The sequence below is a fragment of the Leptospira kmetyi serovar Malaysia str. Bejo-Iso9 genome (assembly GCF_000243735.2).
Lineage (GTDB): Bacteria > Spirochaetota > Leptospiria > Leptospirales > Leptospiraceae > Leptospira > Leptospira kmetyi.
The window spans coordinates 232,982-256,324 of sequence record NZ_AHMP02000003.1 but is presented as its reverse complement, the minus strand read 5'-3'; the positions used below and the strand labels follow the sequence as shown (position 1 = coordinate 256,324).

19 protein-coding genes are annotated in these 23,343 nt (G+C 44.8%); 11 read left to right on the top strand and 8 right to left on the bottom strand.

Annotated elements, in window-relative coordinates; genetic code table 11:
- Positions 1 to 20: 20 nt before the first annotated feature.
- Positions 21 to 1,199: a MaoC family dehydratase gene (locus LEP1GSC052_RS03605; RefSeq protein WP_010572101.1), complete on the top strand. Its 1,179-nt coding sequence runs from the start codon at positions 21 to 23 to the stop codon at positions 1,197 to 1,199.
- A 236-nt stretch (positions 1,200 to 1,435) separates the two neighbouring features.
- Here LEP1GSC052_RS03605 and LEP1GSC052_RS03600 read toward each other — a convergent pair whose 3' ends face one another.
- Complete coding sequence (locus LEP1GSC052_RS03600) at positions 1,436 to 2,035, bottom strand: TetR/AcrR family transcriptional regulator (protein WP_020986228.1); 600 nt, start codon at positions 2,033 to 2,035, stop codon at positions 1,436 to 1,438.
- 121 nt (positions 2,036 to 2,156) lie between these two features.
- Between LEP1GSC052_RS03600 and LEP1GSC052_RS03595 the strand changes: the two genes are divergently transcribed.
- The 3 genes from LEP1GSC052_RS03595 (at position 2,157) to LEP1GSC052_RS21190 (ending at position 5,185) form a co-directional block, all read left to right on the top strand.
- Positions 2,157 to 2,939 carry a crotonase/enoyl-CoA hydratase family protein gene (locus tag LEP1GSC052_RS03595; protein ID WP_020986488.1) on the top strand — a complete coding sequence of 261 codons (783 nt, stop codon included), beginning with the start codon at positions 2,157 to 2,159 and terminating at the stop codon, positions 2,937 to 2,939.
- A gap of 94 nt (positions 2,940 to 3,033) precedes the next feature.
- On the top strand, positions 3,034 to 4,062 hold the full coding sequence (locus tag LEP1GSC052_RS03590) for a zinc-dependent alcohol dehydrogenase (protein ID WP_010574467.1): 1,029 nt from the start codon (positions 3,034 to 3,036) through the stop codon (positions 4,060 to 4,062).
- Positions 4,063 to 4,888: 826 nt separating this feature from the next.
- A complete protein-coding gene (locus tag LEP1GSC052_RS21190) occupies positions 4,889 to 5,185 on the top strand; it encodes a hypothetical protein (RefSeq protein WP_135653279.1) in 297 nt (98 codons plus the stop codon).
- A 208-nt stretch (positions 5,186 to 5,393) separates the two neighbouring features.
- Here LEP1GSC052_RS21190 and LEP1GSC052_RS03575 read toward each other — a convergent pair whose 3' ends face one another.
- From LEP1GSC052_RS03575 to metK, 3 genes are all read right to left on the bottom strand, one after another.
- Entirely contained in the window at positions 5,394 to 5,714 is a 321-nt protein-coding gene (locus LEP1GSC052_RS03575; RefSeq protein ID WP_020986708.1) for an ATP-dependent Clp protease adaptor ClpS, read from the bottom strand.
- Between the two features lie 116 nt (positions 5,715 to 5,830).
- Entirely contained in the window at positions 5,831 to 6,793 is a 963-nt protein-coding gene (locus LEP1GSC052_RS03570) for a transketolase family protein (RefSeq protein WP_010574463.1), read from the bottom strand.
- A 7-nt stretch (positions 6,794 to 6,800) separates the two neighbouring features.
- Positions 6,801 to 7,961 (bottom strand): methionine adenosyltransferase, encoded by a 1,161-nt coding sequence (metK, locus tag LEP1GSC052_RS03565; RefSeq protein ID WP_010574462.1) that lies wholly within the window; start codon positions 7,959 to 7,961, stop codon positions 6,801 to 6,803.
- 188 nt (positions 7,962 to 8,149) lie between these two features.
- Between metK and LEP1GSC052_RS03560 the strand changes: the two genes are divergently transcribed.
- From LEP1GSC052_RS03560 to LEP1GSC052_RS03545, 4 genes are all read left to right on the top strand, one after another.
- A complete protein-coding gene (locus tag LEP1GSC052_RS03560; RefSeq protein ID WP_010574461.1) occupies positions 8,150 to 8,548 on the top strand; it encodes a ParB N-terminal domain-containing protein in 399 nt (132 codons plus the stop codon).
- A 222-nt stretch (positions 8,549 to 8,770) separates the two neighbouring features.
- Entirely contained in the window at positions 8,771 to 9,589 is an 819-nt protein-coding gene (gene lipL32 / locus LEP1GSC052_RS03555) for a major surface lipoprotein LipL32 (RefSeq protein ID WP_010574460.1), read from the top strand.
- A 413-nt stretch (positions 9,590 to 10,002) separates the two neighbouring features.
- Positions 10,003 to 11,763 carry an acyl-CoA dehydrogenase family protein gene (locus tag LEP1GSC052_RS03550; RefSeq protein WP_010574458.1) on the top strand — a complete coding sequence of 587 codons (1,761 nt, stop codon included), beginning with the start codon at positions 10,003 to 10,005 and terminating at the stop codon, positions 11,761 to 11,763.
- Between the two features lie 270 nt (positions 11,764 to 12,033).
- Positions 12,034 to 14,352: a SpoIIE family protein phosphatase gene (locus tag LEP1GSC052_RS03545; protein ID WP_020986812.1), complete on the top strand. Its 2,319-nt coding sequence runs from the start codon at positions 12,034 to 12,036 to the stop codon at positions 14,350 to 14,352.
- Here LEP1GSC052_RS03545 and LEP1GSC052_RS03540 read toward each other — a convergent pair.
- On the bottom strand, positions 14,320 to 14,979 hold the full coding sequence (locus LEP1GSC052_RS03540; protein WP_010574457.1) for an oxidoreductase: 660 nt from the start codon (positions 14,977 to 14,979) through the stop codon (positions 14,320 to 14,322). The genes LEP1GSC052_RS03545 and LEP1GSC052_RS03540 overlap by 33 nt on opposite strands.
- A 132-nt stretch (positions 14,980 to 15,111) precedes the next feature.
- Between LEP1GSC052_RS03540 and LEP1GSC052_RS03535 the strand changes: the two genes are divergently transcribed.
- Positions 15,112 to 16,449, top strand: coding sequence for an adenylate/guanylate cyclase domain-containing protein (locus tag LEP1GSC052_RS03535; RefSeq protein ID WP_010574456.1), 1,338 nt, complete (start codon positions 15,112 to 15,114; stop codon positions 16,447 to 16,449).
- A gap of 891 nt (positions 16,450 to 17,340) precedes the next feature.
- On the opposite strand, the gene LEP1GSC052_RS03525 is transcribed toward LEP1GSC052_RS03535, so the two are convergent.
- From LEP1GSC052_RS03525 to LEP1GSC052_RS03515, 3 genes are all read right to left on the bottom strand, one after another.
- Positions 17,341 to 17,685 carry an Mpo1-like protein gene (locus LEP1GSC052_RS03525; RefSeq protein WP_010574454.1) on the bottom strand — a complete coding sequence of 115 codons (345 nt, stop codon included), beginning with the start codon at positions 17,683 to 17,685 and terminating at the stop codon, positions 17,341 to 17,343.
- An 81-nt stretch (positions 17,686 to 17,766) separates the two neighbouring features.
- A complete protein-coding gene (locus LEP1GSC052_RS21185; protein ID WP_020985793.1) occupies positions 17,767 to 19,491 on the bottom strand; it encodes a TPR end-of-group domain-containing protein in 1,725 nt (574 codons plus the stop codon).
- A gap of 124 nt (positions 19,492 to 19,615) precedes the next feature.
- Positions 19,616 to 21,151, bottom strand: a complete 1,536-nt coding sequence (locus LEP1GSC052_RS03515; protein WP_010574452.1) for a cryptochrome/DNA photolyase family protein — start codon at positions 21,149 to 21,151, stop codon at positions 19,616 to 19,618.
- Positions 21,152 to 21,359: 208 nt separating this feature from the next.
- Between LEP1GSC052_RS03515 and groES the strand changes: the two genes are divergently transcribed.
- Positions 21,360 to 21,650 carry a co-chaperone GroES gene (gene groES / locus LEP1GSC052_RS03510; RefSeq protein WP_010574451.1) on the top strand — a complete coding sequence of 97 codons (291 nt, stop codon included), beginning with the start codon at positions 21,360 to 21,362 and terminating at the stop codon, positions 21,648 to 21,650.
- Between the two features lie 14 nt (positions 21,651 to 21,664).
- Positions 21,665 to 23,302: a chaperonin GroEL gene (gene groL, locus LEP1GSC052_RS03505; RefSeq protein WP_010574450.1), complete on the top strand. Its 1,638-nt coding sequence runs from the start codon at positions 21,665 to 21,667 to the stop codon at positions 23,300 to 23,302.
- Positions 23,303 to 23,343 lie beyond the last annotated feature (41 nt).

The following is a 23,343-nucleotide window of genomic DNA, read 5'->3' as shown; positions in this document are numbered from 1 at the left end:
AAAACACCAAGAGGCCTTATATGACTCAAGTTCCAAACAAACCGTTTGCGGAGCTGGCTCCGAGCACTGCAGTTTCCAAAGATCAGGTAAAACGGAATATTTACGGAAGATATCTGGAAGAATTCACGGAAGGGGAAATTTTCGAACACCCGAGAGAGATCACGATCGACAGAGCGTTCGCTCAGGAATTCGCAACCACGTTTATGGACGCGAACCCACTCTTCTTATCCTCCGCGTACGCGCAAGCGCACGGTTTTCAAGACATGTTGGTTTCTTCTCTGCAAGTTTTTAACATCGCTCTTTCTCTCGGAGTTCAAAACGATTCCGAAAAGGCGCTCGCCAACTTAGGTTATTACAACGTTCAATTCTTAAAACCCGTTTATCCCGGAGACACTCTTTCCGCGAAAACCAAAATTCTCAAAGTGGACGACAAAGGACCGGACAAACCGGGAATCGTAAGCGTTCGTACGATCTGCTTAAACCAAAAGAAAGAATTGGTTCTTCAGTATGAAAGAAAGATCATGATCTATCAATCCAACGGAAAACCGAAAGGAAATCCGAAACCGGTCGTCAAGGAAGCGTTCTTTCCGGAAACAGATTCTCCCGTAATCGAACTTCCTGCGCTTAAATTCCCAACCGAGTTTAAGTCCGCGACTTGGTCCGATACGTATTTCGAAAGTTTCAAACCGGGTCAGATCTACATCCACCAAAACGGAAGAACGATCACTGACGAACATTTCCCTTGGACGTACAGAGTCGGAAACACGCACCCGCTTCACTACGACAAACTTTATTCCGCGGGTATTTCCGGTCCGATGGGCGGGGAACCGGTCGTTTACGGCGGTCTCGTCTTCGCGTGGTTATGCGGAATGGCTTCCCGAGACATCACGGAAAACATGATCTGGGATCTCGGATTCACCGAAGGATATCACACTCAACCTTCTTTCAGCGGGGATACCGTGACTGCGATCACACGAGTTCTTTCCGTGGAGGATCGCGGAAACGATTTCGGAATTCCTGCGGGAGCGGTTCATCTTCAGATCATCGGCTTGAAAAACATCAAGGCAAACGACGCATTCGATAAATTCGGCGAAGATCTATTCTTAAAAGAAAACGATAAGAAAAAACACGGAAAGGAAAAACTTCCCGAGAAAATTTTCGAAATCGAAAGAAAGATTCTCGTTAAGAAAAAAGGTTAATTCCTAAAAAGTTTTTAAGGCGCGCGCGAAATAAAGAGCGCATTCGTTTGTAAAAAATTACGAGCGCGTCCGACTAAAAAACCGAAACGCTTCCGGTAAAACGGAGGCGTTTTTTATTTTACCCTGGCGCGGAATAAGAATTCAGTTTTTTGAATGTAAGAATTTCGTTTTGTCAATGCGAAATGCGAAACTTGGTCCGACAAACGATCACAAAAAAAGAATCGACGAAATCGAAATTATTTTCTTTTTCCACCGAGTGCTTCGATCATTTCTCCTTCGAGTTCGAGAAAGTAATCGGTTTTACCGGTGATTCTAAAAAGTTGAGAACTGCCTTGAAACAATTTAAGAATTTTGCGAGAAGCGGCGAGAGAATTCAAAGAAGAATCCAGATGTCCCTTTTTCTTTTCGGATTCGAAATAAGATTCGAAAATTTGAATCCATCCGTGTAGAATTTTATCCGCGACGAGTTCGAAGTCCTCGTTTCTTTCCTCTACGCTGTTTAAAAAACGCGCGATCGGACAACCAATAAACTTACCGCTTTTGACCTGTTTCAAAAGAACGGACGTCCAGGTATGAATGAATTCTTTCCAAGAAGGAGAACGTTCCATCATTCTTTGCAGACCGTTTTCAAAATTCTCCCCTTGGAGTTTTAAATATTCGAGGGCGATCTCTTCCTTGGATTGAAAGTAACGATAAAAACTGGCCTTATGCGTGCCGGAATCCGCGATCAACTGATTTGTGGAAGTTCCCGAATAACCCCTGCGATAAAAAAGATCCAAAGCCGAAGTCATCAGGCGATCATACGGATTGGTTTGTTTGTCGAGATTCGGAGACATTCTAAGAATCAGAATCCACAGACCCGAAAAAAGTTCAACAAAAACTGAAAAAATGATAGACTATTAAGTCTATCCCGATCTTTTAAAGGATAGACCAACTAGTCTATAAAGGAAATCGACCATGTCCGAACTCATACTCACCGAAAAAAAAGGTCCTATTCTCCATATCATCATCAATCGACCCGAGGAAAGAAACGCGTTCAACGTAGAAATGCTCTACGCCTTAAGCGGCGCCTACGACCAAATGGAAGCGGACCCGGAAGTTCGAGTCGGTCTCGTTTACGCAAACGGCAAACACTTTACTCTCGGCTTAGAATTGAACAACATCGTCGATTTCTTACAAAAGGAAAAAAGATTCCCTCTTCCTCAAGATGGAATCAATCCCTGGGGAACTTTCGGAAAAACGAGAACCAAACCCGTGGTCGTCGCAGTTCACGGAATGTGCATCACTCTCGGAATCGAACTCGCGCTCGCGAGCGATATTCGAATCGCAGCCAAACGCACCGTCTTCGCGCAGATGGAAGTCCAACGTGGAATTTTTCCATTCGCAGGAGGAACCATGCGTTGGCCCTCTCAGTGCGGTTGGGGAAACGCGATGAAATACATTCTTACGGGAGAACCGTTCGAAGCGGACGAAGCGCTCCGCATCGGACTCGTTCAGGAAGTCGTGGAAAAAAACGAACTCGTTTCCAGAGCAATTCAACTCGCGGAAAAGATCGCGGCTCAGGCCCCGCTCGGAGTGCGCGCGACCTTAAAATCGTCCATGAAATCGGTCGCATATGGAGAATCGAAAGCGGCCGAAAATCTGTTTCCTCAACTTTTGGAACTCATGGAATCCGAAGACGCGAAAGAAGGTCTGAATTCCTTTCTGGAAAAACGCGCCGCGGTATTTCATGGAAAATGAATATTCTAATTTTATTTTAAATTCGAAAACGGGGCAATCCAAACGCGAACGCTTTTAAACAATTTCAATTTTACGTTAGAGCAAGGAAGAAATTATGAAACGAATCGTATTCAAAAAAAAGAATGTATTGGAATGGGAAAACGTTCCCGAACCGAAAATCCAAGGACAGAATCAGGCCATAGTAAAACCTCTCGCGGTTTCCCGTTGTGATCTGGATCTTCCGATCGTAAAGGGTTTCACCTTATTTCGTCCTGGAATTCCGATCGGTCACGAATTCGTGGGAGAAATCGAGGAGACAAGTCCCGAGATTGCCGACGATTTTCCGAAAGGAACCAAGGTGATCATTCCGTTTCAGATTTCCTGCGGACTTTGTCCGGATTGTATCGGAGGTCGTTCCAAGGCCTGCACTTCCATTCCGTATGCGAGTCATTACGGGATGGGATCTTCCGCAAAAGAATTCGGCGGAGCCTTGTCCGAAAAAATCTGGATTCCGTTCGCCAAACAAATGTTAATTCCTATGCCCTCTTCCCTCGACGCGATCGCTCTCGCTTCGATCAGCGACAATATCGTCGAGGCCTGGAAACTGATCGGACAATGGCTGGAGAAAAAACCGAATTCTCCCGCGATGATTTTGGGCGGAGCGGCTTCGAGCATCGGTTTGTATTCGGCTTCCCTCGCGGTCGGAATGGGCGCGTCCGAGGTTCTGTATCTGGACGACAATCCGGAACGTTTGAAAATTGCGGAGAATTTAGGAGCGACCGCTGTGCCATACAACGTTCTTCCCAAAGCCTGGGAGAAAAAATTTCCTCTGATCGCCGATTGTCACGGACAGAAGGAAGGAATGGATTTCTCGTTCAAGTCGCTTTCCACGGAAGGAATCTACGGAACCGCTTCCATATTCTGGAGTAATAAATTAGAAATTCCTTATTTAGATTTATATAATACGGGCGCGACTCTCAAGATCGGGCGCGTGGATTCGAGGGAACATATCCCGCAGATCCTGAACAAGATTGTGGAAAAAAAGATAGAACCCGAAAAAATCGTCACCAAAACCTGTTCCTTCGACGAAGCGATCGACGCATGGCTCGAACCGGCGATCAAGTTGGTGGTGAAGATGAATTGAATTTTGATCCTTTATCTTAGATTGATCTCTACTGAGCGGACCGTGTCCGACCATGGTCCGCATTTTTTTTGCATTCCCTCTCATTCAGAAACACTTTACCCAATTTAGGGACCCCTTCGCGGGTCCCGTTTTTTTTGTCGGAGCAACGACAAGTTTTTAAAGAATCCACTTCCTCAAACGAAACAAATCACTTTTTATAATATTCCACCTTTGATTCATAAATAGCAAAGAACTACATTCTGATTCGTATTCTTGAAATTTAATTTTAAAAGCAAAACTCAAAAATCCAAACGTCGACAAAGAACTCGATTGTGTATATGCAATCCGTTAAAGTCTCTAACGGATTGCATATATTCAAAGAATTGAATTCTTTTTCTTGCAAACCTCCAACGAGTTTTATTTTTCGTTGACAACCTTCGCGAATATAAATCCATACAATCGCGATCCCTTGCGCAATTTTAGTCTGGTAAAATTTGATTCGGAAGAATTCAATTACCGACCCAGGAGTCATTCTTGCTAAAAACAAATTCAGAAACGGAAGCGTTCCTAACGAAAGTTTATAAAAAATGGCAGTGGATAAAGCCGGATGAAAAAGCCCCGCAATTTACACCCGTCGCAATTTACACCCGTCGCAATTTACACCCGTCGCAATTTACACCCGTCGCAATTTACACCCGTCGCAATCGATCCCGCGGAACTCTGGTCCCGTTCTCCGCACGATTTACTCGATGACGTATCGCCGGAAAAATTCGGAGAATATAGGATCCAAGAAACGGAAAGTTTCGATCCGATCTCGTTTTCTCCACTCATTGTTAACAAGCCTGAAATGACGAATAACGTCTTCGGTTTCGTCGCTCAACAAGTCTGCGAGGAATATTCCGATTCTCATTGGATTGCCGGGATCGACTATTGGATGTGGTTATGTGAAAATCCAAATCTTGTTCCCGATTTATTCAGAAAAGAAAACACTCGTTTCTTTTTCTTCGGTTCGATGCTTCGAGATCGAGATGGGCGTTGGATGATCCCCGGTTACGAATGGTACAGAGGAGAAAATTGTGAAGAGTTCACGTTTTTGACCCAAATCTGGTTTAAGTACGATCGTGCCGTCGTTCTCAAAAAATAAATTCAGTCAATTGACTGCGGCGAACAAAAGGTGCGCTAAAAAATTGTCGGAGTTCCGACGGTTTATCGCCGATGATTTCTACTTTACAAAATTAGATTTTTCTGATATAAGAAATTCGCCGAAATTTTCCCACAAGGCCCACCTCCACCACCCTAACTCGGGTGGGGGCGCGGCGATCACTAAAAAATCGTCGGAGCTACGACAAGTCTTACTTTTCTAAAGTAGCGCTCATGGAACCTTTCGAATTGGACATTCTCGGGTCGGCTCCATAGGTAAGAATTCTTTCCTGAACGTGTTCCGCGTGTTCGAATTCTCCCGAAAAAACGACGGTTCTTTTTTCCTGATCGACTTGCACCGCGTGTAAGAACGCTTTCTCCACGGTCATGGTGCAGATTTCCATCAGCATTTCGATTACGTATTCGTAAGTGTGTTCGTTGTCGTCCCAAAGAACCACTCTCCAGGGTCCTCCGGTTGACTTTGTGGATTCCTCGGTAATCTCGTTTAGGTCAGGAGTTTGTGTGCTCGCCATCTTGTCTTACCAGGAAAATTGAATCGGGAATTTCTTTCCAAGCGGATCTTTCGCAAAAATCATTTCCTCAGAAAGAGAAAAGATTATGCGAAATTTTAGATCCGTTATCAAGAATTTTATTTTTTGAGTGAGATCGCCTTTTTTGCGGTTTCCACGATGTTCTTAGAACGAAGACCGAAATAATCCAAAAGTTCTTTCCAAGTTCCGGATTTTCCGAACTGATCCTTCATTCCTACTTTGAGAACGTGAACCGGATATTCTTCCGAAAGAAACTCGCTCACGGCAGAACCGAGTCCGCCGATTACGTTGTGTTCTTCGCAGGTAACAACGGCCTTACATTCTTTCGCGTATTTTAGAATCGCTTCCTTGTCGATCGGTTTGATCGTCGCCATGTTCAAAAGAGTCGCGTTGATTCCTTCTTTCGCCAATTCTTCAACGGCTTTCATCGCTTCGTTTACGAGAACTCCGTTCGCAATCACGAGAACGTCTTTTCCTTCCCGCATTACTTCGGCCTTACCGATCGTAAACTTGTAATTCTCCCTTTCGATCACCGGAACATTCGGACGACCCACCCGCACATAAACCGGACCTTTGTAATCCGCGATCGCGTGAATGATCTGTTTGCATTCGTTGTAATCCGAAGGACAGATCACGGTCATCTCGGGAATCGCTCTCATAATGGCGAAATCTTCGATACATTGGTGGGAAGCTCCGTCTTCTCCGACGGTAACTCCTCCGTGAGAAGCAACAAGTTTTACGTTTAAAAACGGATAAACGACGCTGTTACGAACCACTTCCCAAGCTCTTCCCGAAAGAAACATCGCAAAGGAAGAAGCGAACGGAACCAAACCGGAAAGAGCCAAACCGGCCGCGTGACCGACTAAGTTCTGTTCGGCGACGCCCACGTTGAAAAAACGATCGGGAAAAGCCTTTGCAAACTTATTGGTTTTTGTGGAGCCGGAAAGATCCGCATCCAAGACGACTACGTCCTGGCGGGAAGCTCCCAGTTCATGCAATGCATCCCCGTATCCGTCACGGGTTGCTTTTTCGGTAGCAGTGGATGTGCTCGGAGCTCCCATTCTTATTTTACCCTTTTAACGCCGCGGCTTTGTTGGTTTCTTCCCAAGTGAACGTGGAACCTTTTCTTCCGAAGTGACCGTAAGAAGCGGTTTCTCTATACTTTCTTCCTTTTTCGAGAAGTTTTAGAGATTCGATGATTCCTCTCGGAGTCAGTTTGAAGTTCGCGCGGATTCTTTTTACCAATTCGTCTTCGGAAATTTTTCCCGTTCCGAACGTGTCGACGTGAACGGAAACCGGTTCCGCAACACCGATCGCGTAGGCAAGCTGCACTTCACACTTGTCCGCAAGACCGGAAGCCACGACGTTTTTCGCAATATAACGTCCCATATAAGCCGCAGAACGGTCCACTTTGGAAGGATCCTTACCGGAGAATGCTCCTCCTCCGTGTCTTCCGTATCCACCGTATGTGTCTACGATGATCTTTCTTCCGGTAAGACCCGCGTCGCCGTGCGGTCCGCCGACGATGAACTGACCGGTCGGGTTGATAAAATATTTCGTATTTACGAGAAGATTGGCGGGAATCACCTTCTTGATACATTCTTCGATGAGAGCTTCTTCGATTTGTTTATGAGTCGCATCGGGAGAATGTTGTGTGGAAATGACCACGGTGTCGATCCGAACCGGTTTTCCGTCCTTGTATTCCACAGTGACCTGGGATTTTGCATCCGGTCTTAAGAATTTCAGCTTGTTCCCGTGTCTAAGACCCGCTAAGTATTTCACCAATTCGTGAGAATAATAGATCGGCATCGGCATCAGTTCCGGAGTTTCGTTGATCGCGAAACCGAACATAAGCCCCTGGTCTCCGGCTCCTTGCTCTTTGAAAAGGCCTTCTCCCTCGGTCACCCCTTGAGAGATGTCCGGGCTTTGCGCGTGAACGTGAGCAGAAACGACCGCGAAGTCCGCGTCGAATCCCATGGTAATATCGTTATAACCGATATCACGGATTACGTTTCTTGCGATTTCCTGAGCGTCTACCTTCCCCTTACTTGTAATTTCACCTGCGATCACGACCAAATTGGTAGTCACTAAGGTTTCGCAAGCGACTCGAGATTTTGGATCCTGCTCCAGATAAGCATCTAGAATTGCGTCGGAAATTTGGTCACAGACCTTGTCCGGGTGGCCTTCGCCGACCGATTCCGAAGTAAAAATAAAATCTTTTAAAGACATCTGTTCTTCCTGATGGGTGAAAATTGACGGGAAGGTCCAAAGGAAACCCGCTCTGATCCCAAAAACCTGCGGATTCCTTCAGTGTCAAGAAGATCCAAACTATGTTCCCTACACGTTCTAGAACAAATTGAACGATTTAGATCAGAATTGAATTGAAGCAGAGACCTACCGAATATTTTTGAGAAACAATGAAAATTCGAGTTTCGGACATCAAAGTTAAGAATCGCATCCGCAAAGACCTCGGGGATCTCCGCCCTCTCAAAGAATCCATACAGAAATTGGGACTTTTGCATCCTATCTTGATCGATCTAGACAACACCTTGATCTCCGGGGAAAGAAGACTCGAAAGCGTAAAGATTCTCGGGTGGGAATACGTGGATGTTCGGATCGTGGATATTCGGAATAAAAAAGAAAGAGTTCAGATGGAAGCCGAAGAAAACAATATTCGTTTAGAATTTACTTCCGAGGAACAGGATCGAGTCCAAGAGCTCTTAAAAAGATATTCCTACACAACCATCTTTGGAAGAATCTTTGCTTGGATTTTAGATCTGCTCGATTGGTTGAAGCGGTTTTTTCAGAAAAAATAGAATCTTACTAGAAACGGAGCGGATTCTTTTTTCAAACTCTTGCTCAGTCTAAAATCGAAGAGATCCGAGTTTGCGAACAAACGACGAAAATTCATGCCTGATATTCCTCCCTAATTATCAAATAGAACTCAAAACGCTCACTTTCAGGCAAAAAATTATCCAATATTGATTTACAAAAAGTTCATGAGTTCATACCGTGATTTTCCTAACTAAGGAGAGTCTATGAAAAAACTTTCGATTTTGGCTGTCTCCGTTGCACTCTTTGCAAGCATTACAGCTTGTGGTGCTTTCGGTGGTCTGCCAAGCCTAAAAAGCTCTTTTGTACTGAGCGAGAGTACAATCCCAGGGACAAATGAAACTGTGAAAACACTTCTTCCCTACGGGACTGTAATCCATTACTATGGATATATCAAGCCAGGACAAGCGCCGGACGGTTTAGTCGATGGAAGCAAAAAAGCATACTATCTCTACGTTTGGGTACCTGCTGTTATCGCTGAAATGGGAGTTCGTATGATTTCCCCAACAGGCGAAATCGGTGAACCAGGCGACGGAGATTTAGTAAGTGACGCTTTCAAAGCTGCAACTCCAGAAGAAAAATCAATGCCAAGTTGGTTTGATACCTGGATTCGCGTTGAAAGAATGTCAGCTATTATGCCTGACCAAATTGCTAAAGCTGCGAAAGGAAAACCTCTTCAAAAGCTCGATGACGATGATGACGGGGACGATACTTACAAAGAAGAGAGACACGCAAAGTATAACTCTCTTACAAGAATCACCATCCCTAATCCTCCAAAATCTTTTGACGAACTGAAAAGTATCGATACTAAAAAACTTTTAGTAAGAGGTCTTTACAGAATCGCTTTCACTACCTACAAACCAGGTGAAGTGAAAGGATCTTTCGTTGCATCGGTTGGTCTGCTCTTCCCACCAGGTATTCCAGGTGTGAGCCCACTGATTCACTCAAATCCTGAAGAACTGCAAAAACAAGCAGTAGCAGCTGAAGAGTCTTTGAAAAAAGCCGCAGCTGACGCAACTAAGTAATCTACTTAGAGCTTAAACAGTTCACTTAGGTGAAAAGCCACCGAAAGGTGGCTTTTTTATTTTTACTTCCTTCTTGAGAATTTTTCCTCCTCTCAAATTCGGTTCATTCTCCCGAGATCCGATCCGCAAAAGAAAGCCGAACGGAACAAAGAAACAAAACGAGATAAAACCGCGGCTCGATTCTACTTGCAAAGCCACCGTTTCCTAGGATAAAATCGAAACCTAGTTTCAAACCGCGAACAGAACGAGATTTCCTTTTTAGATTCTTGCGAGAATGGAGAATCGTGGAAATCGGAACCGATCGTCTAAACGCTGTTCGATACGAAGAATTTCGGTTTTCACGGATTCTACGCGCGTTCTCTGTGGTAAAGAAACTAAAACCAACCTGAACAAAAGTTCACAAAGGAATTGAAATGATCGAGAATAATTACTTTTTAGAAAATCAAGACTTGCAGGAAAACTTTCAGTCCATCGTGGATTGGAAAGAGATCATAGACGGTTTCGAAGGCGATTTTGAAGATCATAAGGAATATCAAAAAAACGGAAAGGAATCCCTGGCGATGGCGCCCGGCTCCTACGAAGACGCATTAGAATATTATAAATCTATATTGGAGTCCGGAGGAGATATCGCCGGAAAACAAATCGCACCCCTCGCAAAGGATATGGACGTGGAAGGTTTGAAGTATTCTTCCGGAAAAGTGACTTTCCCCGAGTCCATGATCAAAGCGGTAAACCAAGTAAAGGACGCGGGAATTCTTCCTTACAGCATCGGTAGAAAACACGGCGGACTCGGAATCCCGGCGACCGTTCAAACGATGATGATGGAATTATTCTCCAGAGCGGACGGTTCCTTTGCGATTACGCTCGGTTGTTTGAACCTCGCGGAAACGATCGAACGATTCGGTTCCAAAGAAATGATCGAAGAATACGTTCCCAAAATGGCCAACGGAGAAATTTTCGGCGCGATGGCTTTGACCGAACCGAACTACGGATCGGATCTTCCGAATCTTCAAACCAAAGCGGTCAAAGACGCAAACGGGGTTTGGCGTCTAACGGGCGCTAAACGATTCATCACACACGGTTGCGGGTTCGGAGAAATTCCGGCGGTCATTCTAACCCTCGCAAGAACCGGAACGCCCACAAGCGGCGCGCGAGGTCTTTCCTTCTTTTTGGTAAAAAGTTCGGACGTGTTTATCGCTGGAATCGAAAAGAAGATGGGACTTCATTGTTCTCCCACCTGCGAAGTCGTGTATGAAAACAGTCCCGGAATTCTGATAGGGGAAGAAGGATACGGTTTGGTTCGTTATTCTATGGCGATGATGAACGGCGCGAGACTTTCGATCGCGGCTCAGGCGATGGGAATCGCGACCGCCGCTTATATGGAGGCGAAAAAATACGCTTCCGAAAGGGAACAGTTCGGTAAAACGATTCAGAATATTCCCGCGGTCCGCAAAATGCTTTCCGCGATGGATCGCGAAATCGCCGGAATGAGAGCCGTTCTTATGGAAGCGTCCCGTTCGATCGATCTTTACCACTGGAAATCGGAAAGATTGAAAGAACACGGAGTCGACGAAAAGGAAATCCGCAAGGACGAAACGATCAAAAAATGGGAAAAACTGGCCAACCTCTTTACTCCATTATCAAAGTATTATATTACGGAACTTGCAAATAAGATCGCTTACGACGGTCTTCAGATCCACGGTGGAGCCGGATTCACATACGACTACGACATCTCCCGGATCTACAGAGACGTAAGAATCACGAACATCTACGAAGGAACCACACAACTTCAGGTTGTGGCGGCGATCGGAGGAATCGTTTCCGGAATGTCCGCAAAAGGACATCTGCGTCAATACTTCGAGGAAGAATTCTCCAAAATCGGCGGAGGTTCTTCGTTGTTAAACGAAAACAAGGATGCGCTGGAAAAGATCGTGGAAGCTTACTCCGCGATCGAAAATTCTTCTTTGAGAGACGAGGTCGCTTTTGAAGTGGTTCAATCCACAGCAAGAGTTCTGATCGGTCTGCTTTTGGAAAGAGGAGCTTCCCGTCAGAAAGGAGAGAAGAAGGATAAACGGGAGATTCTCGCAAAAGAATACAACCTGGAATCCAAGGCGATTCTTCTTTCCAATATCGTTACGATCGAAAATCGTCAGTCTCAGTTGACTTTCGCGTAAGATCTTTTTACCGTTTCGATCGGAAAATTCTCCGGATTCGATTTTGTTCGGGTTCGGAGAATTTTTTTAGGCCGGGAGCGTTTCATGATTCGGCTTCTTTTTTCGTAAATTCCCCAAAATCAAAACTCCGCTTTCGAAGGATTCGATCCGTTCGATCGTCTCATTTTTTTATTTCCTAAACTTCTTTTCGGCAAAAAAAGAAGTTGGAAACAAATCGTATCCGTGTTGCATCGTCGCTAAGAACTCTCTTCGATCCGGATAAAATGAACAATGGTTTACAAAACGTTCAGCTTTCTTTTTGAACTGATTTATAAAAAAGTATCCTATACGTTTGCGGTCGCCGTGTTCGCATTAACGGGGGCTTACTTCGGCGCGTTTTATGCGTATATCTTCGGTTCGTCCGTGATTCCCGATTTTACCGCGGACAATCACAAAGAAGTCTTTTTCGTTTTTATCGTCGCGACCTTAACGGCTTCTCTCGGACACAGCATTCAATACGGACTTTTGGCGAAGATCGTTTCTCCCGGAATCGAACGATCGATCCAAAAAATCAACACGTTCATCCATCCGAACGTGACCCTGCGTCATAAAAACACGCTCGAACTCGAATCCCTTTTGCGTTTTTTGATCCAACTTCCGAAACACAATATGCTCGTTTCCTTCGGTTACGCGAGTTTCGTTTTTCTAAGCGTTCTGCTTACCCATCTCTTGAGCAAAAAACCCGCTTGGGAATTGACTTACATTTTTCTCGGATGGAGCGTCGCCGTTTTCGTTTATTGTGGTTTTTCTTATATCATCACGGATTATTTCACGGGACCCAAACGCGTGGAGATCAAGATCATTCTCGCGAAAAAAAACGTTAGAATCAACAGGGAACACGGAATTCTCAGCTTAAAAGGAAAGTTCGTTTTTCTTCTGACCTTGATTCTTCTTTCCCTCACCATTCTTTCCGTTTTTATCTCCTTCGGGAATTCCACTCCGTTCAAGATCGGCGTTTTTATCTTTATGACGTTTTTGGAAAGTTCCCTTTTGACGTTTTTGTATTTTCAATCGATCAATCTCACCTTGGATCAGATCAATCTTTCTGCAAACAATCTCGCGTTAGGCGGAACGGGGTCCCTTCCTCTTCTTTCCATCGACAAGGAATTTATCCGTTTTGCGGAGAACTTCGAGAAGGCGGCGTCCGAGGTCGGAAAGATTCGGGACAATCTGCAACAACTCGTGGACGAAAAAACTTCCGAACTCAGAAACTCGTTGGACGTCGTTGAAAAACTCAAATCGCAACAGGACGGGGATTATTTTCTCACTTCTCTTTTGATCCAACCCTTGAGCCTGAACAAATCCAACGGGAATAAAGTACATGTCGATTTTCTAATGAAGCAAAAAAAGACATTCCTCTTTCACGGAAAGGAAAACGATATCGGCGGGGATATTTGTATCGCGAAAAGTATTTCTTTACGAAACCGGGATTATACGGTTTTCTTAAACGCGGACGCGATGGGAAAATCCTTACAAGGAGCGGGAGGAGCTCTCGTTTTGGGAGCGGCGGTTCAATCGATCTTGGAAAGGACGATCGTGGTCGAATCCGTAAAACAACTCTACGCGGAACGTTGGCTCAAAAACGCATTTTTAGAATTGCATCGACTTTTCGAAGGTTTCGATTGTTCCATGCTCGTTTCCCTTGTGATGGGATTGATCGACGACAAAACAGGACTCGTGTATTACATCAACGCGGAACATCCTTGGTCCGTTCTTTACCGGGACGGAAACGCGGAATTCATCGAAAACTCGGGGCTTTTCAGAAAACTCGGAACTCCGTTTTCGGACGAAGCGTTTCAGATCCGAACGTTTCAGTTAAAGACCGGAGACGTTCTCATTTTAGGTTCGGATGGAAGGGACGATATTGAAATCGATTCCGAAAACGGCCACCGGATTTTAAACGAGGACGAATCCCTATTCTTAAAACACGTGGAGAATGGAAAAGGAAAACTGGAAAGTATCTATGACTCCATTCTCACCAAAGGAAAACTCACGGACGATTTTTCTTTATTAAGACTTTCTTATAAAGAAAACGAGGCCTCCGTTTCCAGAGCGATCCGAAAAGAATCCTTGGATCTTTTACGAAAGGCGAAGACTTTCGTTAAGGAAAAGAATTTCAACTCCGCGATCTCCTCTTTGGAAGAAGCGTTAAAGATTCATCCGGACTCGGCGGAGATCCGAAGGGATTTAATCCGACTTCATTTTAGAAACAAGGATTATAAAAACGCGTCCGCGATTCTAAACGAATACATCGAGGATTATCCGGGCGACAGCGATATGATTTATCTCGCGTCTTATTGTTTTAAGAAGAATCAGGAACTCGGTAAGGCGATCGATATGGCGGAAAGAATTCGTCTTCGAAACCCGGGACATCCTTCCAATCTCGTTCAACTCGCGGAACTGTATCTAAAGGTCGGAAACGTTTCCAAGTCCGAGAAAATTCTTTCCTTTGCGAAAAGCGTGGATCCGAACTCGAAAGGTTTGTCCAATGTCACCGAATTCTTAGAAAAAGAAAAATCAGTTTCCCCCAACGGATTCGATTCGGTCTGATTCTAAAATACGAACTCCGGCCGGTTCCTTTTGTGCGATCCGAATCATCGCCTTTGCGACGGTTCTTCCGTGAATCGATCTGTATTTTCGGATTCCTCCGAGTAAAAACGGATTTATCATTTTTGCAAAAAATTGACCAACTGCTTCGCCGGTGCGGGATTCTTCCCTTTCCCCTTCGAGCAGAGAAGGTCTGAAAATTCCGAGAAAGGTAAAACCGATTGCTTCCAAATCCCTTTCGGTTTCTCCCTTGACCCGATTATAAAACACGAACGATTTTTCATCCGCACCGAGCGCGGTCACAACGAGAAAAGAACGCGCGCCTTTTTCCTTACTCAGCTTCGCGACCTTCAACACGTATTCGTAATCCACTTTTTTGAAATTCTCCTGACTTCCCGCTTTGGAGATCGTGGTTCCCAAACTGCAATAGACATCGGTGATTCCTTTCGGAAGAGAAGAAGCGGATAACGCGTCATAATCGCAGACGATTTCCTCCGCGCCTTGAACGCTTCCGGGTCTTCGAACCAGGGCATACACTTTATTATAATTGCCGGAAGACTTCAATTCTTCCAAAAGATATTTCCCGATGAGCCCTGTCGCTCCGGCGACCAACGCAACTTTTTCGGCCATAACTTATTTTTCTCCCCGAGATTTGCGAAAAGAATGTCCGCATCCCTTATTTATGAAAGAATTTTTTTCAAAACGGCTCCGACTTCCCGGAAAGAATTGATCTAAGATCCGTAAATTTCTATTCTAACCCCTGTGAATCTTTTTCGATCGATCAAAAAGGCGTTTCAAACGTTGGATAGAAAATCCATGCCCGATTCCGTTTTGGAGGTTCTCAAAGCGGAGGAAAGAAACGGAATCATCATCACCAATTACTTTCGATATCTGATCGCTTTGTTCTTTTTGGTTCAGATCATCGTAAACGTCCACAACGGAGACAACGAGTTTAACCTGATCGCGTTTTCGATCTATCTGATTCTAACGTTGGCGCATACGATCATCATTCGAGTTTGTCCCGATTCGGTCATTCAGGTTTTCAATTACATCACTTTGTTCGCCGAATTCGCTTTAATTTTGGGAGTTCTTCTGTTTTATACGTTCACGGTTCAAAACATAGATCTCGGTTTCGCTTTAAAAAACACGTTGAATCTGTTCTTTCTTTTTCCGATCATCTATTCCCTTTTACAGTTTAGAATTCGCTTCGTTTTTATCGCTCTATTTCTGTTTTATGCGATCTATTATACGATTCTCTGGATCGCGGTTTCCACGAACCAACTTACGTATACCAACGACTGGGGTCGTTACATCAGCGGACCGGAAGTTCTGATCGCGGACGTCGTCGCGGGCAAACCCGGTTTGTATTTTTGTTTTGCGGTTATGATTTCGATGGGAATCTTTCGTACGGTTTCCATGGTGCGGAGAATCGGAATCGCGGAAGGTCAAAAAACGGAACTGTCCCGTTACTTTTCTCCTAAGATCGTAAACGAAATGATGGAAAATCCCGGAACACTTCAGAGCGGGAACAGGCAGATTGTCAGCATTCTTTTTTTGGATATCAGAAACTTTACGGCCATGTCCGAGAACATGGACCCCAAGGAACTCGGAGAACTTCTATCAGAATTTCGTAAAATTATGATGGAATGCGTTTTTGAAAACAACGGAACCTTGGACAAATACATCGGAGACGCGGTGATGGCGACTTTCGGAACTCCACATCCTTCTCCTTCCGCGGAAGTCGATGCGCGTAACGCGGTCGGTTGCGGGGTCATCATGCAGAAACGTCTCGCCGAATGGAATCTCTTACGCAAGTCCGAAGGGAAAACTCCGATCGCAATCGGAATCGGAATTCATACCGGAGAGGTTTTCGCGGGTAACATAGGAAGCGATCTTCACAGAGAATATTCCGTAATCGGTGACGCCGTAAATACCGCGTCCCGTATCGAATCTCTTTGCAAGGTTTTGAAAAAATCCTTTTTGATTTCGAAGGAAACGATGGAACTTCTCGGAGGCAAATACACTCTCAATCGAATGCCCCGCGTTAAAGTCAAAGGCAAAGAAGAACCTTTGCAAGTATATGAGGTGATGTGGGGTTAATTTGCGATCCGTAGAGAGCAAATTAAGCTAAAGCGAAGCGATAGCTCTTTGCAAAGCAAAGAAAAAACAACCAACTCGATGAAAGGCTTTCTACGAGTCACTTTTCAGGAAGTGAATCAGGCTAAAGCGAAGGGACAGCTCTTTGCGAAGCAAAGAAAGAACAACCCAACTCAGTGAAAAGCTTCCTATGGATCGCTTTTCAGAGAATAAATTTTTCGAATCAGGTTTTTTACTTCGAAAAATTCTCCTGAAGAAAACGTCCAAAGGTCTGAAATTTTTGCGAGATGTGCTTCCAAAGAATCGACGACCTATCAATCCTCTTCTTTTATACTGACCGGATCGACTCAATCCACAAACATCGCAGCGGATTTAAGAATTCGATCCAACACTTTCTTTACGGGTGCGCTTGTCGGCTCCACATCGAGAACCTCTAAAATTTCCCGCTTTGTTTCCGTAAAACTTTATGATTGTGCGGATAAAAGGAAAGGAGAAACGGTTTCCTTTTCGGTTTATAAAAAATTTCCAGATCAAAGGGCCGGATGGGGAAAGATTCCATTCGTATTTCGGATCGAGTTCCTAATCCGAACCTTCTTCTAAAGATTCCCGGCTCTCTTTCGGTTCGATACGGAGATTCTTTTTGCAAAATATGAAAATAGAAACGCTTATTCTTGTGTTTTGGAAATTTAAACTTCTACTCGAATACGCAATGAGTTTGAACCGAAAAAACGGAAATGTTCCGACAAGATTGTCGTTTTTTGATTGAGAATATTAGATTTCTCTGATAGAGGAAAACTGTCCGAAATTTCCCACAAGGCCCGCCACCTCCACCCAAATTCGGGCGGGGGCGGCCTTTGAATCACTGCAAAATCGTAGGAACTACGACAAAAGACCTCACTTCTTACCGATCTTTTCCAGTTCCTTACTGATTTGTCCGGTGAGGATATAAAAATACATCAACCAATCCCCCATAAAGGATTTAAAGGGATAAGTGAAAGTCGCGGGGCGATTTTTCTCCACGAAGAAATGACCGATCCAAGCGAAGAAATAACCGGAAAACAAAGCCGCTAAAATATAAAACGGATTGAGATTTACGATCGCGGTCAAAATCCAACCGATCGCAATCGAAGTGCCCACGAAGTGAAGCGCGCGGTTTACCGGATGAGAATGTTCGCCCAGATAGAAGGGCCAGAATTCCTTAAAAGTCGTATATGTTTTGGGAGCGGCGTCGGTAGTCATAATCGTTCATCCTCTTTTTCTCCGATTTTACCGATTCCTGTTTTAAAAATCAAGCCATTTGAATCGAGTGCACAGAGACGTCTAACCTCGATTAGGACTCTCTCGGTAATATTTTTGGAACAAGGCAACGAACCGTTCTTCCCTTCGAAGCGGATCAAAATCGGTTTCGTTTAGGATGTCTTCTTTTTTCGCGCCTCTTTCCATCGCGAGTTTGAGAAAAAAATAAGCGGATTCAAAGTTATGCATCGTTGTATAGATACACGCGAGATTTCGAGCCAATCGTTCGGCCAGAATCCGAACGGCCCCGTTCTCTCGAACAATCGGAAGAAATTTTTTCTCGAGAAGTTTTAAAAATTCACGATTGATCTCATCGTCCGAATGAATCAAACAAAGAGCGTTCGCGAATAATTCCTCGTAGGCTTTGCGATCCAGGTAACCCCAAGAAGGTTTGAGCAGATCCAATCGTTCGGAATAAACGTGAATCAACGCCCTGCCCGATTCGATTTCTCTTTTTTTCAACAAGGCGAGAAGCGCGTCGTTCATCACCGCGAGAATATTACTTTTATAAGTATCCAACGCGTAACCTGCTTTGTGGATCTTTTGAAATTCAAGATGAAAACGATGAAAGTCATCGGATGCGATCGCGGTCTTCATACGTTCGATCGTGTGTTGAAAGTCGACTAACGCTTCCAATCTTTCTTCGATCGAAACGATTTTGGATCGAACCTGAGAATTGAAATTGTGATCTTCTTCACCCGCTTTGTAGCGGTTGGCTCTCGTATCTCCGTTTCCTTTGTTGTCTCCCTCACCTTCTTCGTTGCCTTTATTTTCAAGTTCCAGGGAAGAATGAAGAATCTTCAAAAGATCCTTTAACCTCGAAGGATACGAAGTACAAAAAGATTCGATCCAGTGAAACGATTCTTCGTTGTTTCTTCGGATCAAACCGGAAATCAAAACCTTCAACAATTCAAAGTTTCCTTCTTTCGAAGAAGAGGAAACGACCGAAAAAATTTGCCGCGCGTGTTCCAAATACCAATTCGGATGATTTGCGGAGACTTGTTCCTGCGTATCGCCTTGTTTGGCGATGGAGATCAGAGTTTCAAAATCGACGAGAAAGGATTCCACTTCGTTTAACAAAAACCCGCTCACACTTTTATAAGACAGACATTCTATCTTTCCGCAAATCACGGAATAGGAATCGAGTAACGGACGTTCGGCGTCGCGCAAAGTCTCCGCGCTCAATCGAACAACTTCCCCATAACGAGCGGATTCGAAATTCTTTTTTATATGCGGCAATCTTTCCCCAAAAAATTCGTTCGCGTAGATCACATAAGGGAACTCGTTCCACAACTCAAACAAGTCCCAAATATTTTTTCCTTCTTCGATCGGTTGCCATTGAGAACATAAATATCGAACCGGATCTTTGGAAATTTCCGCCCAACCGATTCCGGGAAAAAGAAACGATTGTTCGTGCTCGGCGTCCCAACTTGCAAAAGATCGAAGCGAAGGAATCCATACAAAAATTTGTCCGTCGAAAATTCCTTCATCGTTGTAATCGCAATCGGCCAAACTCAAGGCCTCGCAAACATATCTTCCTCTGTGTTTCTGTTTCGGTTCCTTCCTTAATTTTTCGCGATCTTTCGTTTCGTTTAAAAAGGTAAGTTGAATCGGACAAAGACTTTCTCCGCCCAGACGCAGACGACCGGCAATCTTAGAATCGAAGAACGTCTCGGTAAGAAGCCCTTTGATCGCGTCCTCGGGAAGTTGAAATCGACTTTTCAGTTCTTCGGCCGTAAAGGGGGACATAGATATTTCCTTGAAACGGCCCGAGGTTAAAAAACGTTCGGCGACGTCTTAAAAGAATTATCGATCTTGAATGTGAATTTGTGGAGGGAAACAAGCAATCATACTATAAGATGATTCTTTCGTTTTATTTCTGAATCGATCCGAGGTTCGGTTCCTCCAAGGATTTTATATAATCAAAGTAGGATTGCAGTTTGAATTTTTTCTTCGTGGAATCCGAAGACATATAACGGATGTTTCCGAATACTGCGCGCTCCGGAAACCAAGGCCGATCAAACAAACCGAAACACCATAAAATTCCCGTATACGAATTCGGATCTCTTCCGTCGTATGCGTATTTGTTGTTGAAGTCCTCGAGAATTTCAAACGCGGTTTCGTAATCGGCGCTCCACTCGATCACTTTTTTTCCCCAGAGCATTCTTAAATAATTGTGCATGGAACCGGTCAAAACGAGTTCCTTTTGAGCCGCGTTCCAAACCGCGTCATGCGTCACCGCATTCTCCAGTTGATCCTTTGTGTAAAGATACGGACGAGAATCTCTTCCGTGAAAATCCAAATTCTTTTGAATCCAATCCGGAAGAATCCGCAAATCCTTGCGAAACGAAGGATTCTTCCAAAACATCAAAAATCCCACGTCCCTCCAAGTGACGAGCTCGTCCAAAAAAGAATTCACGTTATCGTTCGGATGGAAATAACCTTCCTTTCTGTTTTTGTTTTCGGGAACGATCACACCCGGATTCCAAGGTTCCTCCAATTCCCAATCCAAAACCGCGCTTACGACTTCTTCTTGAGAAATATGACCGAAATGCAAATACGGAGATAAAAGGGAAGAATACGAATCCTTTGGAGATTTCGGTTGGCTTCTCAGTTCCGCGTAACCCGCAAGCCCGCGTTTCAAAAAATTTCCGAGAAGTTTGAGACCCTCTTCCCTTCCTCCGATCTTTCCCTCGACGGGAAGAACATCCGAAAAAATAAAATTACATTTTTTGCATATAGGATCGATCGAATCCGGATTCCCGTCGAACCAGGAAATTTTTTTCAAGGGAGAATTCGGATTCTCCAGAAGCCAGGAATTCTCCTTTTCCCGATGCGGCTTTTCGGGTTTTGAAGAGGATCTGAACTTCCAAGCCTCGGGAAAAAGTTTATGAACTCTCGGTCTTAAGATTCTCGCCGCGGACGCGAATTCTCCGTAAAGCGAAAGCGGTATGATGGAATTGGAATCGACCGCGAGAAGTTTACATTCTACGATTTCCGATACGCGTTCCAACATTTCGGGAATGATATAGGCCGGATAATCGTCCGTAACGATCAACGATGCGTTCGACGCGATTTTTCCCAAAACTTCCGAAATCGGATTGTCCGGCGTTTCGACAAAGGCGCGGTAGATCAGCCCGAGCTTTTTCGCTTCCTTCGCATTGGAAGCCATTCCTTCCAAGATGAACTTGTGAAACCTCGGAGAACTCCAGGGATAATCCATCTTTACGGGTTCGTAGATCAGAAGTTCTTTTTTGTATTTTTTAGAAAGATGAATCGCATAATCCAAAGAATGATTCCAGGCGAGCCTTCTCGCCATGGACATCCAGTAGAGAAGATACGGTTTTTCCTCGAGAATCGGCTTTTGATTGAGGTCTTTGACTCGAATGAGATTTTCTTTCGAAAACATGTTTTCCTAGGGACGAATTTTTCTTAGACGCGTTCGAATACGATCGGTTTTGAAAATTCTTCCGTTTTCCGTTTTTTCTGAGGCTTGGATTTTAGCACTCTCGCCAGCAAAGTGCTTGACGCTTTGGAACCGAATTTTTCTAATGAAAAACTATACAAGCACTCTTCCTCACAAAGTGCTAAATCACATTATTGCAAGGAGTTAGTCTATGGCATCGATTAAACCTCTGGGTGACAGAGTCCTCGTAGAACCAAGACAGGAAGCCGAGGAAAAGATCGGTAGCATTTTCGTTCCTGATACGGCAAAAGAAAAACCTCAAGAAGGAAAAGTCGTCGAAGTCGGAAGCGGCAAATATGAAGACGGGAAACTCGTTCCTCTCGAAGTGAAAGTAGGCGATACCGTCCTTTACGGAAAATATTCCGGAACTGAAATTAAATCCGAAGGCAAAGAATACCTCATCATCCGTGAGAGCGATATTCTCGCCGTTGTTAAAAAATAATTTGGGAGTGAATCATGGCTAAAGATATAGAATACAACGAAACAGCAAGACGTAAGCTCCTCGAAGGCGTTAACAAACTCGCAAACGCGGTGAAAGTTACCCTCGGGCCTAAGGGTCGTAACGTAGTGATCGATAAAAAATTCGGCGCGCCGACCATCACAAAAGACGGCGTTACCGTTGCGAAAGAAATCGAACTCGAGGATCCATTGGAAAACATGGGCGCGCAAATGGTAAAAGAAGTTTCCACTAAGACGAACGACGTCGCAGGAGACGGAACCACCACTGCAACCATTCTTGCTCAATCCATCATTAACGAAGGTTTGAAAAACGTAACCGCGGGCGCAAACCCTATGTCCCTCAAAAGAGGAATCGACAAAGCGGTTTCCGCAGCGGTCGAAAGCATTCAAAAAAGAGCGGTTAAGATCGAAAACAAAAAAGACATCGCAAACGTTGCGACGATCTCCGCGAACAACGATACTACGATCGGTAACCTGATCGCGGACGCGATGGACAAAGTCGGTAAAGACGGCGTTATCACCGTGGAAGAAGCGAAGTCCATCGAAACGACTTTAGACGTCGTGGAAGGGATGCAGTTCGATAGAGGATACATTTCTCCTTACATGGTGACCGATCCGGAAGCGATGACTGCGACTCTGAACGATCCTTTCATCCTGATCTACGACAAAAAGATCGCTTCTATGAAAGACCTGATCCACGTTCTTGAAAAAGTGGCGCAAGCGGGCAAACCCCTCGTGATCATCTCCGAAGAAGTGGAAGGCGAAGCGCTCGCTACGATCGTGGTAAACACTCTTAGAAAAACCATCTCCTGTGTTGCCGTTAAGGCTCCGGGTTTCGGCGATAGAAGAAAGTCCATGCTCGAAGACATCGCGATTCTTACCGGCGGTCAAGTGATCTCCGAAGACCTCGGAATGAAACTCGAGAACACCACTCTTCAAATGTTGGGACGCGCTAACAAAGTGACCGTAGACAAAGAAAACACTACGATCATCGAAGGCAAAGGCCAAACAAAAGACATTCAAGGAAGAATCGGTCAGATCAAAAAACAAATCGAAGACACTACTTCCGAATACGACAGAGAAAAACTTCAAGAAAGACTCGCGAAACTCGCGGGCGGTGTTGCGGTGATTCACGTCGGTGCGGCTACCGAAGTCGAAATGAAAGAGAAAAAAGCCCGTGTGGAAGACGCTCTTTCCGCAACTCGCGCGGCGGTGGAAGAAGGAATCGTTCCCGGCGGCGGCTTGACTCTTCTCAAAGCGCAAGAAGCGGTCGGCGGTCTGAAACTCGAAGGCGACGAAGCTACCGGTGCGAAAATCATCTTCAGAGCTTTGGAAGAACCGATTCGTATGATCACTTCCAACGCAGGTCTGGAAGGTTCCGTAATCGTAGAACACGCGAAGGCGAAAAAAGGAAACGAAGGTTTCAACGCTCTTACGATGGTTTGGGAAGATATGATCCAAGCCGGAGTCGTTGACCCCGCGAAAGTGGTTCGTTCCGCTCTCCAAAACGCGGCTTCCATCGGTTCCATGATCCTGACTACCGAAGTTACGATCACCGATAAGCCTGACAAAGACGCTCCAAACCCGATGGCGGGAATGGGCGGCGGTATGGGAGGAATGGGCGGAATGATGTAATTCATTCTTCCGATTCTTTTTCAAATCGAAGAAGGCGGTAG

Bases quoted from the DNA above. Each gene is read 5' to 3' on its own strand.
- LEP1GSC052_RS03570 (WP_010574463.1), bottom strand. From the start codon at position 6,793: ATGGGAGCTCCGAGCACATCCACTGCTACCGAAAAAGCAACCCGTGAC.
- LEP1GSC052_RS03575 (WP_020986708.1), bottom strand. From the start codon at position 5,714: ATGGCGAGCACACAAACTCCTGACCTAAACGAGATTACCGAGGAATCC.
- LEP1GSC052_RS03525 (WP_010574454.1), bottom strand. From the start codon at position 17,685: ATGACTACCGACGCCGCTCCCAAAACATATACGACTTTTAAGGAATTC.
- LEP1GSC052_RS03590 (WP_010574467.1), top strand. From the start codon at position 3,034: ATGAAACGAATCGTATTCAAAAAAAAGAATGTATTGGAATGGGAAAAC.
- LEP1GSC052_RS03605 (WP_010572101.1), top strand. From the start codon at position 21: ATGACTCAAGTTCCAAACAAACCGTTTGCGGAGCTGGCTCCGAGCACT.
- metK (WP_010574462.1), bottom strand. From the start codon at position 7,961: ATGTCTTTAAAAGATTTTATTTTTACTTCGGAATCGGTCGGCGAAGGC.
- LEP1GSC052_RS03560 (WP_010574461.1), top strand. From the start codon at position 8,150: ATGAAAATTCGAGTTTCGGACATCAAAGTTAAGAATCGCATCCGCAAA.
- groES (WP_010574451.1), top strand. From the start codon at position 21,360: ATGGCATCGATTAAACCTCTGGGTGACAGAGTCCTCGTAGAACCAAGA.
- LEP1GSC052_RS03545 (WP_020986812.1), top strand. From the start codon at position 12,034: ATGGTTTACAAAACGTTCAGCTTTCTTTTTGAACTGATTTATAAAAAA.
- LEP1GSC052_RS21185 (WP_020985793.1), bottom strand. From the start codon at position 19,491: ATGTCCCCCTTTACGGCCGAAGAACTGAAAAGTCGATTTCAACTTCCC.
- LEP1GSC052_RS21190 (WP_135653279.1), top strand. From the start codon at position 4,889: ATGACGAATAACGTCTTCGGTTTCGTCGCTCAACAAGTCTGCGAGGAA.
- LEP1GSC052_RS03550 (WP_010574458.1), top strand. From the start codon at position 10,003: ATGATCGAGAATAATTACTTTTTAGAAAATCAAGACTTGCAGGAAAAC.
- LEP1GSC052_RS03515 (WP_010574452.1), bottom strand. From the start codon at position 21,151: ATGTTTTCGAAAGAAAATCTCATTCGAGTCAAAGACCTCAATCAAAAG.
- lipL32 (WP_010574460.1), top strand. From the start codon at position 8,771: ATGAAAAAACTTTCGATTTTGGCTGTCTCCGTTGCACTCTTTGCAAGC.
- LEP1GSC052_RS03595 (WP_020986488.1), top strand. From the start codon at position 2,157: ATGTCCGAACTCATACTCACCGAAAAAAAAGGTCCTATTCTCCATATC.
- LEP1GSC052_RS03540 (WP_010574457.1), bottom strand. From the start codon at position 14,979: ATGGCCGAAAAAGTTGCGTTGGTCGCCGGAGCGACAGGGCTCATCGGG.
- groL (WP_010574450.1), top strand. From the start codon at position 21,665: ATGGCTAAAGATATAGAATACAACGAAACAGCAAGACGTAAGCTCCTC.
- LEP1GSC052_RS03600 (WP_020986228.1), bottom strand. From the start codon at position 2,035: ATGTCTCCGAATCTCGACAAACAAACCAATCCGTATGATCGCCTGATG.